The following is a 14,747-nucleotide window of genomic DNA, read 5'->3' on the forward strand; positions in this document are numbered from 1 at the left end:
GACACTCTGTTCATACGATCGCTCGATTCAGCGGGCGTTATGTACAAGCTGACCATCCCGGAGGCCCTCATGGCGATCGATCATCTGGACGGCCGGCTCATCGTGCTGCTCGCCGAGGAGCCGCGCATCGGCGTCCTGGAGATGTCCCGGCGGCTCGGTGTCGCGCGCGGCACCGTACAGGCGCGGCTCGACCGGCTTCAGTCGAATGGAGTCATCCGGGGGTTCGGGCCGCAGGTGGATCCGGCCGCGCTGGGATACCCGGTCACGGCGTTCGCGACCCTCCAGATCAGGCAGGGGCAAGGCCCCGACGTACGGGCCCACTTGACGACCGTCCCCGAGGTGCTGGAGCTGCACACGACGACCGGCGGCGGCGACATGATGTGCCGGCTCGTCGCCCGCTCGAACGCCGATCTCCAACGTGTGATCGACCGGGTTGTCGGTTTTGATGGCATCGTCCGGGCCTCCACGGCGATCGTCATGGAGAACCCTGTTCCGCTGCGGATCATCCCGCTGGTGGAGCAAGCGGCGACCGAGCACTGACCGACGACGGGGGTGACTGGTGTGAACTTCTGGGAGTACCTGGGCAGCCGCCACCAGCAACTGCTCACGGACGCCTACCAGCACGCCAGCGCGGTCTTCCAGTGCATGGTCGTGGCGACCGTCATCGGTGTGGTGATCGGTGTCGTCACCTACCGCAGCGAGTGGGCCGGCGGCGTCGCCACCACGACCACCTCCATGATCCTGACGATCCCGTCCCTGGCCATGATCGGTCTGCTGATCCCCGTGGTCGGACTGGGCGTCCCGCCGACCGTCATCGCGCTGACGCTGTACGGACTGCTGCCCATCGTGCGCAACTCGATCGTCGGCCTGCGCGGGGTCGACCCCTCACTGGTGGACGCGGCGAGAGGCATCGGGATGTCGCGCGTCGCCCAGCTCGTGCGGGTCGAACTGCCGCTGGCCTGGCCGCCGATCCTCACCGGCATCCGGGTCTCCACGCAGATGCTGATGGGCATCGCGGCCATCGCGGCGTACGCCTCCGGGCCCGGCCTCGGCAACGAGATCTTCCGCGGCATCGGCTCCCTGGGCAGCAAGAACGCGCTCAACCAGGTACTCGCGGGCACCCTCGGGATCATCATCCTGGCGCTCCTGTTCGACGCCGTGTACGTCCTCATCGGGCGGCTGACCATCCCGAGGGGGATCCGTGTCTGAGACGACCGAGAACGCGGCCGACGCCGGTCCCGTGCCGGTGGAGGAGCGCACCTCCGGCGCCACCATCGAGCTGGAGAACCTCACCAAGCGCTATCCGGGCAGCGCCGACCCGGCGGTCGACAACGTCAACATGGAGATCAAGGCCGGTGAACTGGTCGTCTTCGTGGGCCCGTCGGGCTGCGGCAAGTCCACCACCCTGAAGATGATCAACCGGCTGATCGAGCCGACGGGCGGCCGGATCCGCATCGGCGGCGAGGACGTCACCGACATGGACCCGGTGAAGCTGCGCCGCACGATCGGGTACGCCATCCAGTCCTCCGGGCTCTTCCCGCACATGACGGTCGCTCAGAACATCTCCCTGGTACCGAAGATGACCGGCTGGCCGAAGGGGAGGATCAAGTCGCGGGTGGAGGAGATGCTGGACCTGGTCGGGCTCGACCCGGGCGAGTTCCTCGGCCGTTATCCGCGTCAGCTCTCCGGGGGCCAGCAGCAACGTGTGGGTGTGGCAAGGGCGTTGGCCGCCGACCCGCCCGTCCTGCTGATGGACGAACCCTTCGGCGCGGTCGACCCGATCACCCGCGACCACCTCCAGGACGAACTGATCCGGCTCCAGCACGAGTTGCACAAGACGATCGTCTTCGTCACCCACGACTTCGACGAGGCGATCAAGCTGGGCGACCGGATCGCGGTACTGCGCGAGCACTCGCACATCGCGCAGTTCGACACCCCGGAGGCGATCCTCACCAACCCGGCCGACGACTTCGTGTCCGGGTTCGTGGGCGCGGGCGCGGCCCTGAAGCGGCTCAACCTCAGCCGGGTACGGGATGTGGAGATCACCGAGTATCCGACGATCACCGTCGACGACCCGCTCCAGGACATCTTCAACAAGCTCCGCTCCAGCGGCACGAACGAGATCCTGCTGCTCGACCGGCGCGGGCGCCCCTACAAGTGGCTGCGGCGCGGCGACCTGATGCGGGCGAAGGGTTCGCTGGCGCGGGCGGGCACGCTGGTGCACGACACCGTGACCCGGGACGCCACCCTGCGGGACGCCCTGGAGGCGGTGCTCACCGACAACACGGGCCGGGTCGCGGTGACCGGGCGGCGCGGCGAGTACATCGGCGTCGTCGACATGGAGACGCTGATGAACTCCGTGCACGAACTCCTGGAGGCCGACCGGCTGGACGCCATGGAGCACCAGCACGAGCTGGAGGAGGCGCGCGCCCAGCAGACCCACTTCGAGCAGGAGGGCGTCGAGGGCGGGGAGGGGAAGGCGTGAACACTCCCCCGCCCGGGCAGCGGCCCGAGGGTGAGCACGAGGTCAAGGGGCTCGCCTTCCGCGACTCCGCCGACGAGGGCACGGACGGCGGCTCGGTCGAGCCGGGGCCGCCGCCACCGGCCGCCGCCCCGAGGCGCCGGATCACCTGGCAGAAGCTGACCTTCCTGCCCGCGGCGCTGGCGGCCGTGCTCCTGGCCACCTGGCTCTGGTTCCAGCAGGCCGACCTGGACTCGATCTCCGAGAACGCGATCTCCGGCGGCCAGGTGTGGAAAGCGCTGACCCAGCACATCCAACTCACCGTGATCTCCACGTTCTTCGTGCTGATCATCGCGATCCCGCTGGGCATCCTGCTGACCCGCAGGGCGTTCCGGAAGGCGGCCCCGGTCGCGATGACGTTCGCCAACATGGGCCAGGCGACCCCGGCCATCGGCCTCCTCGCGCTGCTGGTCATCTGGCTGGGCATCGGCGAGAAGGCGGCCCTGATCGGCATCATCATCTACGCCGTCCTGCCGGTCCTCTCCAACACGATCGCGGGACTGAAGGCGAACGACCCGACCCTGCTGGAGGCCGCGCGCGGCATCGGCATGTCGCAGCTGGGGGTCCTGTCGCGGATCGAACTCCCGCTGGCCGTACCGCTGATCCTCGCGGGTGTCCGTACCGCGCTGGTCCTGAACGTCGGCACCGCCACCCTCGCCACCTTCGGCGGAGGCGGCGGCCTCGGCGTCCTCATCACCACCGGCATCACCACCCAGCGCATGCCGGTCCTGGTCCTGGGCTCGATCCTCACCGTGGCCCTCGCGCTGCTCGTGGACTGGCTCGCCTCGCTGGCCGAACTGCTGCTGCGGCCGCGGGGACTGGAGGTGGAGTCATGAGGGCCGTGCGCGTCACCAGGGCCGTCAGGCGTACGTGTCTGGGGCTGGCCGGGGTGCTGGTCGCGGCGTCCGGCTGTGGGCTGACCAGCGGCTCGCCCATGGTCGACGACGTCGAACCGGGCTCGATCGGGCAGGGCAAGCCGCTGGAGGGCGCCGATCTGACGGTGACGTCCAAGGAGTTCACCGAGCAGCTCATCCTCGGCGCGATCATGGGCATCGCCTTCCAGGCGGCCGGCGCTGAGGTGCTCGACCGCACCGGCATCCAGGGTTCGATCGGTGCCCGCGAGGCGGTGAAGAGCGGCGACGCGGACGGCATGTACGAGTACACGGGCACCGCCTGGATCACGTACCTCGGCAACAGCGAACCCATCACCGACCCGCGGAAGCAGTGGGAGGCCGTGCGGGACGCCGACGCGAAGAACGGCGTCACCTGGCTGCCGCCGTCCACCCTCAACAACACCTACGCGCTCGCCATGAACCAGTCCAACTTCAGGAAGTACCGCACGAAGACGCTCTCCGACGTGGCGGCGCTGGCCAAGTCGGACCCGAGCGCGGTCACGCTGTGTGTGGAGAGCGAGTTCGCCAACCGGGCGGACGGGCTGCCGGGCATGGAGAAGGCGTACGGGATGAGCATCCCCGCCGGGAACGTCACGCAGATGGACACCGGGATCATCTACACCCAGGTGGCGAAGGGGACCTGCACCTACGGCGAGGTGTTCACCACCGACGGGCGCATCAAGTCGATGAACCTGGAGGTGATGGCGGACGACAAGAAGTTCTTCCCCAACTACAACGTCGCCCCCGAGATCAACACCAAGGCCCTGAAGAAGTATCCGGCGATCGCCGAGGTCCTCGACCCCATCACCAAGAAGCTGAACAACTCCGTGGCGCGGGACCTGAACGCCAAGGTGGACGTGGACGGGGAGGACCCGCACCAGGTCGCGCTGGACTGGATGAAGGAGGAGGGGTTCGTGAAGGACGGCTGACGGAGGTCCGTGCGGTCGGGCCGGCGCCTGGCGGGTTCAGCAGCTCGGTACCGAGCCGGTCCCCTTCTCCAGGGCCACCAGGGACTCCACCGCTCCCTCGAGGGTGGTCACCGGGATCAGGCGCAGCCCCTTGGGCAGTTCCGTCCTCGCGTCCGAGCACTCCGCCTTCGGGACCAGGAAGACGGTCGCGCCGTCGCGCCGGGCCGCCCGGGTCTTCAGGGCGACGCCACCGACCGCGCCGACCTTGCCGGCGGCGTCGATCGTTCCCGTACCGGCGATGGTGCGGCCCCCGGTGAGGTCGCCGCCGCTGCCGTCGCCGTCCAGCTTGTCGACGATGCCGAGGGAGAAGAGCAGTCCGGCGCTGGGCCCGCCGACGTCGGCGAGCCTGAGGGTGACCTGGACGTCGTTCTTCTCACCCAGGTACGAGAGTGCCGCCTCGGCTGCCGTGTCCTGCGACTCCTGCATCTCGGCCGCGTTGTGCTGCTTGATCTCCTTGACGCTGCCGCCGCTGGGGTAGACCGAGTCGCGCGGCATCACGGCCTGGTCCTTGCGGAACCAGGCGTCGAGCAGGTCCCCGAGGTGGACACCGGCGTCCGGCCCCGTCGCCTCGATCGTCGTCATCCGGAGCTGCCCGGTCGTCTCGCGCGTGGACGCGCCCGTGATCGTGATCACCGGTTCCCCCTTGTTCTCCCCGAGCACGTTCGCCGTGATCCCCGGCTGCGTCAGCGAGAACGGCAACGGCGCGAACACCGCCACCGCGACCAGAGCCACAACGGGAACAGCACAGACAGCGACGGCCCTGGGGCGCGTGAGACGAGAGAGCACGGGGTCAATCTAACGCGCGGAGGGACCGCGGGCGGGGGCCGGTGCCCGCGCCCTCGCCTTAGCTGCGGGCATGCGTGCCGCCGGGGGCGGCACGGGTGGGCGCGGCGGCACCCCGCAAGCGCCGGGCCGCGCGACCCACCCCGAGCTCAGCCTCACGCGCCCGGCCCGCCCGAGCTCAGCCTCACGCACCCGCACCCGGCAGGCCCGCGCTCAGCGCAACGCGTCGGCCACTTCGCGGGCCGCGTCCAGGACGCGCGGCCCCACCCGCTCCGGCACGGAGTCCGCGAGCATCACGACACCCACGCTGCCCTCGACCCCGGTCACACCGACCAGCGGCGCCGCGGCCCCGCTGGCCCCCGCCTCCAACTCCCCGTGCGTCAGCGTGAACCCGCACTCCCCGACCGGCGCCTGCCGCGCGGCGAGAATCGCCCGCCCGGCGGCACCCCGGTCCAGCGGATGCCGGAACCCGGCGCGATAGGCGACGTGGTAGTCCGTCCACGTGGGCTCGACGACCGCGACCGCGAGGGCCTCGCTGCCGTCGACGAGCGTGAGATGGGCCGTCGCCCCGATGTCCTCCGCGAGCGAGCGCAACGCCGGCAGCGCGGCCTCCCGTACCAGCGGATGCACCTGCCGTCCCAGCCGCAGCACCCCGAGCCCGACCCGGGCACGACCGCCCAGATCACGGCGTACGAGAGCGTGCTGCTCCAACGTGGCCAGCAACCGGTACACAACCGTCCGGTTCACGCCCAGTTTGTTGGAGAGTTCGGTGACGGTCAGCCCGTGATCCGTGTCGGCGAGCAGCTTGAGGACACGCAGTCCCCGGTCGAGCGTCTGAGAGGTCTCCGCGGTCACGACGCCCGCTCCTTAGTGGTGAGGTCGACGGCCCCCTCGCGGCGGTCGCGGCACCGAGTCCCGTCGGCGACGCGCTTCAGAGGCCGCCGGTCGGCTGAGACCCGGTTCTCCCGGGCGGAGTCGCTTCACGGCTGCGCTCCGCGGCTGCGCTGCCACGGGGCGTGTGCGTAGCGGGACAGTAGCGAGCCGGTTCGCTCAGCGGAAGGCTCCGTCCAGAATCCGGGCATCGGCTGGTACGGACTGATTTTGTTTGCCCCGATTCGCCCGGCGCTCGCGACCCGGCGTACACCACCTCTGCACACAGCGCACGCGAGCGTCCGCACGCCGCCACCAGGACGTGGACACGGCTACGTGTAGAGGTGCAGGTGGAGGTAGAGGGTAGATAGAGGTGAGGTACAGCCCCAGCAACCGACGCCAGCACGGCCACCGGCACAGCGCCCGGCGTCACCCGCACAGGCACAGCGCCCGGCGTCACCGCATCCGCGTGGCCCACTCCTGCACCTTGGCGATCCGCTGCCGCAGCTGCCCCGCCGTGGCCTCCGCGCTCGGCGGCCCCCCGCACACGCGCCGCAGCTCGGTGTGGATCACCCCGTGCGGCTTGCCGCTCTGGTGGACGTACGCGCCGACCATGGTGTTGAGCTGCTTCCTGAGCTCCAGCATCTCCTTGTGGGAGACCACCGGCCGCCGCTCGGCGGGCAGTTCGAGAAGGTCCGCCTCGTCGTCCGGCTTCTTGCGGCTGTGCGCGATCTGCCGGGCCTGCCGCTTCTGGAGGAGCATCTGCACCTGGTCGGGCTCCAGCAGCCCGGGAATGCCGAGGTAGTCCTGCTCCTCCTCGCTCCCCGGGTGCGCCTGCATCCCGAACTCGGCACCGTCGTACAGCACCCGGTCGAAGACGGCCTCGGACTCCAGCGCCTCGAAGGAGAACTGCTCCTGCTCCCCGGTGTCCTCGTCCTCCTCCCGGTTCGCCTCCTCCATCTCCTTCTCGGACTCGGCGTACGGGTCCTCCTCGCCCTCCTTCTTGGGCTTGTCGAGGACGTGGTCGCGCTCGACCTCCATCTCGTTGGCGAAGCCGAGGAGGTCGGGAACCGTCGGGAGGAACACGGAGGCCGTCTCACCGCGCCGCCGGGAGCGCACGAAGCGCCCGACGGCCTGGGCGAAGAAGAGAGGCGTGGAGATGGTGGTGGCGTACACGCCGACAGCGAGCCGCGGCACGTCGACGCCCTCGGACACCATCCGCACCGCGACCATCCAGCGGGCGTCGCCCTGGCTGAACTCGTCGATACGGTTCGAGGCACCGGTGTCGTCGGACAGTACGACGGTGGCACTGGTCCCGGTGATGTCGCGGATGAGTTTGGCGTAGGCGCGGGCCGACTCCTGGTCGGTCGCGATGACGAGCGCGCCGGCGTCCGGGATGCCCTTGCGCACCTCCGTCAGGCGCCGGTCGGCGGCGCGCAGCACACTCGGCATCCACTCGCCGCGCGGGTCGAGGGCGGTGCGCCAGGCCTGCGAGATGGCGTCCTTGGTCATCGGTTCGCCGAGCCGGGCGGCGATCTCGTCGCCCGCCTTCGTACGCCACCGCATGTTGCCGCTGTAGGAGAGGAAGATGACGGGCCTGACGACCCCGTCGGCGAGCGCGGACCCGTATCCGTACGTGTAGTCGGCCGCCGACCGCCGGATCCCGTCCCTCCCCTCCTCGTACGTCACGAAGGGGATGGGGTTGGTGTCGGACCTGAAGGGCGTACCGGTGAGCGCGAGGCGCCGGGTGGCGGGCTCGAACGCCTCCAGGCACGCCTCGCCCCACGACTTGGAGTCACCGGCGTGGTGGATCTCGTCGAGGATGACGAGGGTCTTGCGCTGCTCCACGCGGTTGCGGTGCAGCATGGGCCGCACACCGACACCGGCGTACGTCACGGCGACGCCCTGGTACTCCTTGCTGAGCGGACCCGCGCTGTACTCGGGATCCAGCTTGATCCCTATCCGCGCGGCCGCCTCCGCCCACTGCTTCTTCAGATGCTCGGTCGGCGCGACCACGGTCACCTGCTGCACGACATGGTGGTGCAGCAGCCAGGACGCGAGGGTCAGCGCGAACGTCGTCTTGCCGGCGCCGGGCGTGGCGACGGCCAGGAAGTCGCGTGGCTGCTCCTGGACGTACCTCTCCACGGCCCTCTGCTGCCAGGCACGCAGCTTGCCGGCGGTGCCCCAGGGGGCACGGCCGGGAAAGGCGGGTGAGAGGTGGTGGGAGGCGGAAGCGGCGGTGGTAGTCACGGTCTCCGGTGTGGGTTGAGCGGCTCGGCTACGTATGACAACCGGGCCACCCTACCGGCGCCCCGCACACACCAACGCGCGCACGACACCGGCGCCCCCTGGGATGGGACTCAGGTCACATCGCATCGCGTCGTGCACGGCGTCGGGGTTCAGGTCTCGCCACCTCAGGCGGCGTCTTCAGGGTTCGGATCCCGCGACCGCTCACGGCAACCCTCAGGACTCGGAGCACACCACCTCACGGGCACCCTCGGGGTTCAAGGCCGCGCCACTCACGCGGCACCCTCGGACCCGGGGTGAGTGCCCCGCACCCGGGTGGTCACCCACGCACCCACCAGCGCCACCCCCGCCATCGGCAGGAACACCGCCGCGAAGGCGGCCGGGTGCGAGCCGGATGCCGTGGTGGCCGTGTGACTCAGGGCACCGCCGCCCAGCGCGGCGAAGGCAGCGCCGCCCGCGGCGAGCAGCACCACGTTGGCGAGGCCGTCGGAGATCTGGAGCGAGGCGGAGTTGGTGCCGGCCTCCTCCGGCGCCGAGAGTTGCAGCAGCAGCACGCTGGTCGAGGCGATGACCAGCCCCATCCCCAGGCAGCCGAACCCCCACGCGACGGCGACGATCCACACGGGCACGGCCTGGATCAGGACACTCGGCGCGGTGGCGATCGCGGCCGCGACCAGCACCATGCCGAGGAACATCAAGCGCTCCCGGTACGGCTCCACACGCGGCCTCGACTGGATGTAGGAGCCCAGCGCCCAGGTCCCGCCGCCCGCCGCGAGCGAGAACCCGGCGAGCGTCGGCGACAGCCCCCGCTGGGTGACGAGCATGAGCGGCACGAAGGACTCGGCGGCGATGAAGGAGCCGGCCGCGACCCCGCGGAGCAGCACCACGGACGGCAGCCCACGCGCCGCCCGGTAGGTGCCGCGGGGCAGCAGCCCGAGCACGGCGGGGACGAGCAGCGCGGCGCCCGCGGCCGCGGGGACGAGCGAGAACCAGGTCAGGTCCTGGGCGGCGTACTGGAGGATCCCGGCACCGCACGAGATACCGAGCGCGAGCCGGATACGCCGCCGGTCGAAGCGCGCGCGGCCCTTGCCCTCCGCACCTTCCGGTCTCGCCGTCCGCCGCCGTATCTGGGGCAGCGCGAGGGCCATTGGCAGGACGACCAGGACGGGTATCCCGAGGAACACCCAGCGCCAGCCGAGGTGCTCGGTGACCGCGCCGGCGGCGAGCGGCCCGACCACGGACGGGATCACCCAGCTCGCCGCGAACGCCGCCATGATCGACGGCCGCAGCCGCGCCGGGTACGCCCGCCCCACCACCACGTACAGCGCGACGATCACCAGCCCGCCGCCGAGCCCCTGCACCGCCCGTCCGAGAATGAACAGCCACATGGCGCTCGCGGTGCCGCACAGCAACAGCCCGACGGCGAAGGCCGATATCCCCGCGGTCAGCGAGGCCAGCGGCCCGTCACGGTCCGACCACTGCCCGGCGAACACCATCCCGAACAGGCTCGTCGTGAAGTACCCGGAGAACGCGAAGGCGTACAGCGACACCCCGTCCAGCTCCCGTGCCGCCACCGGCATGGCCGTCCCGACCGCCGTCGCCTCGAACGCGATCAGCAGCACGACGGAGACGATGCCGATACTGAGTGCGCGATGGGCCTGGCCCAGCACACCGTCGTCGTCGGTCCGTTCCGCTGCCGGAACCGGTGTGGCATCGCGTGCGTCCAGAGCTGTCATGCTCGCCAGCGTAAGGGTCACTTCTGCCCCTGGCCCCTGTCCGGAGACCCTGATCGACCAGGCCTTTCGTCGTACGACCACCGCCCCCACCCCGGCCCGCCGTTCATGAACGCCACATGGCAGTCCCGTTGCAACGCCCGCCCACCCCTTGAGCCCCGCCCACACCCCGCCTACGGTCGACCCATCAGGTCCGGAACGAGTGAGCCGTGCCGCACCTGACAACGGCCGTGTGCCCGAGTGGTTTAGGGACTCGCCTGCAAAGCGAGTTACGTGGGTTCGATTCCCGCCACGGCCTCAAGCGCCTTGACCAGGCAAAACGTAAGGGCGGCACCCCGGAAGGGATGCCGCCCTTATGCCCGTCCGTCCCAGTTCCCGTCTCACTTGCAAGTACCCACGCAGCCTCACCGACCCATAGCCCAACCTAACCCCACCGCCGCCCACTCAACGGCCCCACCGAGCACGGAGCAAGTCGGCGCTCGAAGGCCCCATAAAGCGTTCGGCATCAGCGGCGAAGGTCTCCAGTAGCGAAAAGAGATGGTCATCCACAATGGGCGACTCACGCTCCTTCACCACATAGGGCTCAATTGCACGCCATACTGCGCGCACTCGGCCCCGCACCATGACCATGGCAACTTCTTCCTCAACAATCCCCAGGGCATACATTCCCGCGAGAGTTTGAAAAAAATAAGCAACACTGTAGACGCTCTCTTTGGCCTCTGGCGGCAACTCACTCATGCCCAATTCGGGCGAACACTCTTCGCGTAGCCTGCGGCAGACATAGTTGTATTGCTCGTGAAACTCCACTTTTCTAAATTCACTGAGCAGATCAAGTAGGGCTGGCATGTAGTTGGCGTGCCGCGCAATCGCCAACTGCCGCATGCCAAAGATCAGCGAAGTAGCGACCGCGCCGATGGAGATCAGGAGAGCCATGAGGTTCAACAGGAGACTTCCGTCCATCCCAGGATGACAGAGGAGCCTCGCGTGTCAGGAAAGTCATCTACGTAAAGACGATCTCAGACCAGAATGAGAGGCTCTGCCGCTCCATGGTTAACGTTTCCCAACTGACGTAGCGAGATCGGTAACTGTTTCGAGTCACTCATCAAACGATCTCTATCTCACCTACGCAGTTCCTCAGCGGGCCCCTCAAGCGGCGCGGACCTGAGCGGCACAGACCTGCGCGGCGCGAACCTGAGCGGCGCGGACCCGACCAACGCGGACCTGGTACATGTGATGTGGTCGGAGGAAACAGGTTGGCCTGTTGCCGTTGCCGCGGCGATGCGGGAGCGGTCCGTGCCGATCGGATGCGGCCGGTACCGCGTGCAGGGTTCAGGGAACAGCGGGGCGGATTTGTCAGTACCCCCGGTACCGGTGTCCTGGCTCCCGGGAAGAACAGTCCGGCGCCGGGCCTACTCGCTGGCTACTGGTCCGTCAGCGAGGACCGACCAGTGTCCTGGTCTTGTCCAGTGCGCTGACGAGCGCCACCGTTCACCGCAGTACGCGCACCCTGCCTGAGCTGCTGCGTGAACGCCCACGACTACCCCCGAACGGCCAGACGCACAGTTGGAAAGCGTGTTGGGGGCAACCTTTCGGAACGCGTCCGGATCACGCCCTGACCAGCGCGGACAATCCTGGAGGCGGAGTTCCCGAATGCTTATCTTCCTGCCACCGTGGGCGTATGACGGACGACTTACCAGTTCGCATCGTCGATGGACGCGTGGTCACCAAGCCCGGGACAGGGCCTGTGCCGATGGTTTGGCTACCGCTCCACGGGCAGGTCATCGCCAAGATTCCGCCCCGGAAGGGTAACCGCAGTTGGCTACACAAGACGGTCGGCATCCGTTCCCCGGAGTTCAGCGGCGACCGATGGAACCTGCCGCGTAGCAGTCTCGTACGGCTGGTTACGGCGGCGGTCGACCGGTACGGGTTCATCGTGCTCTATCGAGACATGTCGAGGCTGTCGAAATGCACTAGGACATGTTTGGAGGCGATGGGCGCTGAATGCCACTGCTCGTGTCTCGGGGCACACCACGGCCAGGATGCCGCCGGGTGGTTCGAACGGGTCGGAGATGCCGTGGTAGCCGATCAAGGAGAGTGCACCCGCACCGCGGTCGTCTACGGCGCGAGAGGCAGCGACGCGAACGCCGTGGCGTATGACGGCCAACTGACAGGTCAGCGCTACCGCGTCGACCGCGATGGTCGACGGGACTGGCCAACTGCTGCGCAGTTCATGTGCGCAAGCTGCATGACCGTCCGCGCGAGCGTGTGGGACCACTGCCAAACGCACGGCTTTGTGCGCGCACCGCTATGCAATCGCTGTAACACCCGCTACTGGCGTGGATGGCGGCCCCGGCATGGACGGGCAACGCACAGCCGAAACCTTGACGAGAGCTACTACCGCTGGTGCCCCGAGCACACCGACGCCGCGAGGCAATGCAGCGCATAGCTCGTTTCATTGCCCGCCGGGCCGGCGCTCTGATCCTCCCTGTGCACACGCCAGCACGCTCAGACGGACGCGGCATCTCTTCGGGGCCACCCCCGTCTCAGTTCCCGTCTCGTTCATCGCCGTACGCAGCCGTCCAGAGCAATTCACTCAGCTTCGGATATCACTGCTCGCGTACGGGATTGGACAAGCACCCACGAGCCCGACTCGTGCTCTGACCAGCCCGGAGAAACCTGTCAATCGAGTTACGTGGGTTCGATTCCCGCCACGGCCTCTCAGCCTTGATCCAGCGCGTGGAATCCGGTCACGGGTGTCGGGCGGGTTCTGGGTGTTTCTCCGGGGTGCGGGCAGCGGCGACTGCCGGGTGGCCGTCCGGTGTGGGGGATCCCAGGTCGTCTTTCGGGGCGCGGGCGGGCAGAGCGGCAGCGTGGGACAGGTGACCGTGCGTTGTCCGGTCGCCGCCCACAGGTCGTCGGTGCAGCCGCCGGCGCCCCTGTGTGCGCCCGTACCTGAAGGAGTGCACCCGCCAACGTTCCCCGGCAGCGCCGGTTCAGAGGGCGATCTGTGGGAACGTCACATCGTGCGATCCATTGCGGCCCAGGTCCAACTCCTGGCGCCGCGACCTTGCCGGTGCGACGGCCCGCCTACGCGTACAGCGCTCCGTACGTCCGGTCCTCGAATATCTCCGGCCAGTAGCGGCGGCCGTCGTCGCCGGTCAGGGCCGGGGTCGGATCGCAGGCGAGAGGGTCGACCGTGGCCAGGGTCTGGGTCATGGTGACGGCCAACTGGTCGTAGGAGTCCGTGAGGCCGTGGGCCGCGTCCAGGGACCTCTCCCGGTGCAGCAGCCAGAGGGTGAACGCGAGGGTGGAGATATCGGCGTTCAGGGGGCGGAGAATGAGGTCCGGCTCGCTCCAGGCGAGGACGGCGCCGGTGGAGCCGTCCACCACGAGGCTGGTGTCCTCCAGCAGGTAGCCGAGGCGTATCAGCCGGTCGGCGGCGGCGGGGAGTTCGTCGGCGGTGAAGTCTTCGGGGTGCTCGTCCGTGTAGTACTCGCTGAGGGCGGGCAGAGGCACCTCCGTGTCCAGCTGGAAGACGACGCCGTCCTCCGGGAGGCCGGTTTCGCGCAGGAAGCGGCGCGTCGGCTCGTGCGTGAGCGCGGTCGGGAAGTCCACGTCCTCGAAGCGCATGACACCGCCCGTGCCGAACTCCTCGTCCAGCAGCCGCTTCGGCAGGTCCAGGACGAGCCCGTCGCCGGGGCCCGCGATCCGGGCCAGCGGACGGATCAGCGCGGCCATCCGCCAGAACGGCGGCACCTTGTCGCCCGCCGCGTCCTCGAAGACGGCGGACAGCCGGTCCGACACCTCGGTGACCGCCTTCGGGCCGAACCGTGTCTCCCGCGGCGCGAGATGGCCGCGTAAGGCCGTCAGCTCCTCCGTGGCCGCCGCGAAACGCACCAGCGCCTCCAGGGAGGGGGCCAGCGGCGAGAGGTCCGTCAGCACCGCGCCCGGGTCGACGGACGTCGTGGAGACCTCCCCAGTCGCCCCGTCGAGGACGATCGACTCCAGGTCCCTGTCGAAGGTCCGCAGCGCCCCTATGACCAGTTGGTCCTGGAGCTCCCCGGCGAGCGTCTCCGCGTCACCCGCCAGGTCCGCGACCCTGCGCAGCCCGTGCTCCCGCAGTGTGCCGAACTCCATCAGCGTGCCCTGGCCGGGCAGTCCGGGTCCCGTCAGCCGACGCCACGTGCCGTCGTGCGTGATGTACGGAAACAGCTCGTCGTCGGTCAGTGTGATCGCGCCGCCGACCTCGGTGTCAGTCGTGCTCATGGCTCCCCCGCGCATGTGAACGCATCGTGCTCCCCCCCCAGGCAGGGAACTCCCGCTCGTCCAACGGCGGTTCCCCACTGAGCCAAAACCATACGCCGCACCACTGACAACGCCGGAAACACGCAGGCACAGGGCGGTGCACAGACGGGGCCCGCCCGAGCGCCCGACGGCCACGACGACGTACAGGGGGCGGGTGCGGATCAGTCCGACGTACGCCGTCGACTGCTCGCCCAGGACGACCTCCTGCACGACCGCCGTGCACCCGGCCCGCGCGTACGCGTCCGCGGTGCCGCCGACAGGCCGTACCGCAGCCGGAGTTGGGCCTCGGCCTCGCCGCCCGCGCCGGGCTCCTACTCCTCGCGCCCGGAGACGGTCATCCGGCGGCCATGGACCCCCGTGATGAGGGCGTCACCGTCCATCGGCCGACACCCCGCAGCAGGCCGAACCATCCATCAGACGAAACCGC

The 14,747-nt window shown here is 69.3% G+C and carries 13 protein-coding genes, 1 tRNA gene and 1 pseudogene; 8 read left to right on the plus strand and 7 right to left on the minus strand.

Annotated elements, in window-relative coordinates; genetic code table 11:
• Positions 1 to 69: 69 nt before the first annotated feature.
• Genes ACIBLC_RS07830 through ACIBLC_RS07850 form a run of 5 tightly spaced genes read left to right on the plus strand, consistent with a single transcriptional unit; the run spans position 70 to position 4,343 of the window.
• A complete protein-coding gene (locus ACIBLC_RS07830) occupies positions 70 to 540 on the plus strand; it encodes an Lrp/AsnC family transcriptional regulator (protein ID WP_399209903.1) in 471 nt (156 codons plus the stop codon).
• A gap of 21 nt (positions 541 to 561) precedes the next feature.
• Positions 562 to 1,209 carry an ABC transporter permease gene (locus tag ACIBLC_RS07835; protein ID WP_399209852.1) on the plus strand — a complete coding sequence of 216 codons (648 nt, stop codon included), beginning with the start codon at positions 562 to 564 and terminating at the stop codon, positions 1,207 to 1,209.
• A complete protein-coding gene (locus ACIBLC_RS07840) occupies positions 1,202 to 2,485 on the plus strand; it encodes a betaine/proline/choline family ABC transporter ATP-binding protein (RefSeq protein WP_399209853.1) in 1,284 nt (427 codons plus the stop codon). Before ACIBLC_RS07835 ends, ACIBLC_RS07840 begins: the two co-directional genes overlap by 8 nt.
• A complete protein-coding gene (locus ACIBLC_RS07845; protein ID WP_399209854.1) occupies positions 2,482 to 3,357 on the plus strand; it encodes an ABC transporter permease in 876 nt (291 codons plus the stop codon). The genes ACIBLC_RS07840 and ACIBLC_RS07845 overlap by 4 nt, the downstream gene beginning before the upstream one ends.
• Positions 3,354 to 4,343, plus strand: a complete 990-nt coding sequence (locus ACIBLC_RS07850) for a glycine betaine ABC transporter substrate-binding protein (protein WP_399209855.1) — start codon at positions 3,354 to 3,356, stop codon at positions 4,341 to 4,343. Before ACIBLC_RS07845 ends, ACIBLC_RS07850 begins: the two co-directional genes overlap by 4 nt.
• A 36-nt stretch (positions 4,344 to 4,379) precedes the next feature.
• Here the strand turns inward: ACIBLC_RS07850 and ACIBLC_RS07855 are convergent, their stop codons facing one another.
• From ACIBLC_RS07855 to ACIBLC_RS07870, 4 genes are all read right to left on the minus strand, one after another.
• Positions 4,380 to 5,168: a S16 family serine protease gene (locus ACIBLC_RS07855; RefSeq protein ID WP_399209856.1), complete on the minus strand. Its 789-nt coding sequence runs from the start codon at positions 5,166 to 5,168 to the stop codon at positions 4,380 to 4,382.
• Between the two features lie 210 nt (positions 5,169 to 5,378).
• A complete protein-coding gene (locus ACIBLC_RS07860; protein WP_266828067.1) occupies positions 5,379 to 6,020 on the minus strand; it encodes an IclR family transcriptional regulator in 642 nt (213 codons plus the stop codon).
• A 471-nt stretch (positions 6,021 to 6,491) separates the two neighbouring features.
• Complete coding sequence (locus tag ACIBLC_RS07865; protein WP_399209857.1) at positions 6,492 to 8,285, minus strand: DEAD/DEAH box helicase; 1,794 nt, start codon at positions 8,283 to 8,285, stop codon at positions 6,492 to 6,494.
• Positions 8,286 to 8,554: 269 nt separating this feature from the next.
• Entirely contained in the window at positions 8,555 to 10,018 is a 1,464-nt protein-coding gene (locus ACIBLC_RS07870) for an MFS transporter (RefSeq protein ID WP_399209858.1), read from the minus strand.
• Positions 10,019 to 10,241: 223 nt separating this feature from the next.
• On the opposite strand from ACIBLC_RS07870, the gene ACIBLC_RS07875 reads away from it, so the two are divergent.
• Positions 10,242 to 10,313 (plus strand) — tRNA-Cys (locus ACIBLC_RS07875).
• Between the two features lie 146 nt (positions 10,314 to 10,459).
• On the opposite strand, the gene ACIBLC_RS07880 is transcribed toward ACIBLC_RS07875, so the two are convergent.
• Positions 10,460 to 10,975, minus strand: a complete 516-nt coding sequence (locus tag ACIBLC_RS07880) for a hypothetical protein (protein ID WP_399209859.1) — start codon at positions 10,973 to 10,975, stop codon at positions 10,460 to 10,462.
• Between the two features lie 201 nt (positions 10,976 to 11,176).
• Between ACIBLC_RS07880 and ACIBLC_RS07885 the strand changes: the two genes are divergently transcribed.
• Positions 11,177 to 11,530: a pentapeptide repeat-containing protein gene (locus tag ACIBLC_RS07885; protein WP_399209904.1), complete on the plus strand. Its 354-nt coding sequence runs from the start codon at positions 11,177 to 11,179 to the stop codon at positions 11,528 to 11,530.
• Positions 11,531 to 12,005: 475 nt separating this feature from the next.
• Positions 12,006 to 12,461 (plus strand): endonuclease domain-containing protein, encoded by a 456-nt coding sequence (locus ACIBLC_RS07890; RefSeq protein ID WP_399209905.1) that lies wholly within the window; start codon positions 12,006 to 12,008, stop codon positions 12,459 to 12,461.
• A 641-nt stretch (positions 12,462 to 13,102) separates the two neighbouring features.
• Here ACIBLC_RS07890 and ACIBLC_RS07895 read toward each other — a convergent pair.
• Both ACIBLC_RS07895 and ACIBLC_RS07900 read right to left on the minus strand, forming a co-directional pair.
• Positions 13,103 to 14,281, minus strand: coding sequence for an SUKH-4 family immunity protein (locus tag ACIBLC_RS07895; RefSeq protein ID WP_399209906.1), 1,179 nt, complete (start codon positions 14,279 to 14,281; stop codon positions 13,103 to 13,105).
• A 171-nt stretch (positions 14,282 to 14,452) separates the two neighbouring features.
• Positions 14,453 to 14,664: pseudogene (locus ACIBLC_RS07900) on the minus strand (phosphotransferase); the annotation flags it as partial.
• Between the last annotated feature and the right edge of the window lie 83 nt (positions 14,665 to 14,747).

Source organism: Streptomyces sp. NPDC050535 (assembly GCF_044457665.1).
Lineage (GTDB): Bacteria > Actinomycetota > Actinomycetes > Streptomycetales > Streptomycetaceae > Streptomyces.

Bases quoted from the DNA above. Each gene is read 5' to 3' on its own strand.
- ACIBLC_RS07830 (WP_399209903.1), top strand. From the start codon at position 70: ATGGCGATCGATCATCTGGACGGCCGGCTCATCGTGCTGCTCGCCGAG.
- ACIBLC_RS07850 (WP_399209855.1), top strand. From the start codon at position 3,354: ATGAGGGCCGTGCGCGTCACCAGGGCCGTCAGGCGTACGTGTCTGGGG.
- ACIBLC_RS07870 (WP_399209858.1), bottom strand. From the start codon at position 10,018: ATGACAGCTCTGGACGCACGCGATGCCACACCGGTTCCGGCAGCGGAA.
- ACIBLC_RS07880 (WP_399209859.1), bottom strand. From the start codon at position 10,975: ATGGACGGAAGTCTCCTGTTGAACCTCATGGCTCTCCTGATCTCCATC.
- ACIBLC_RS07890 (WP_399209905.1), top strand. From the start codon at position 12,006: ATGGGCGCTGAATGCCACTGCTCGTGTCTCGGGGCACACCACGGCCAG.
- ACIBLC_RS07895 (WP_399209906.1), bottom strand. From the start codon at position 14,281: ATGAGCACGACTGACACCGAGGTCGGCGGCGCGATCACACTGACCGAC.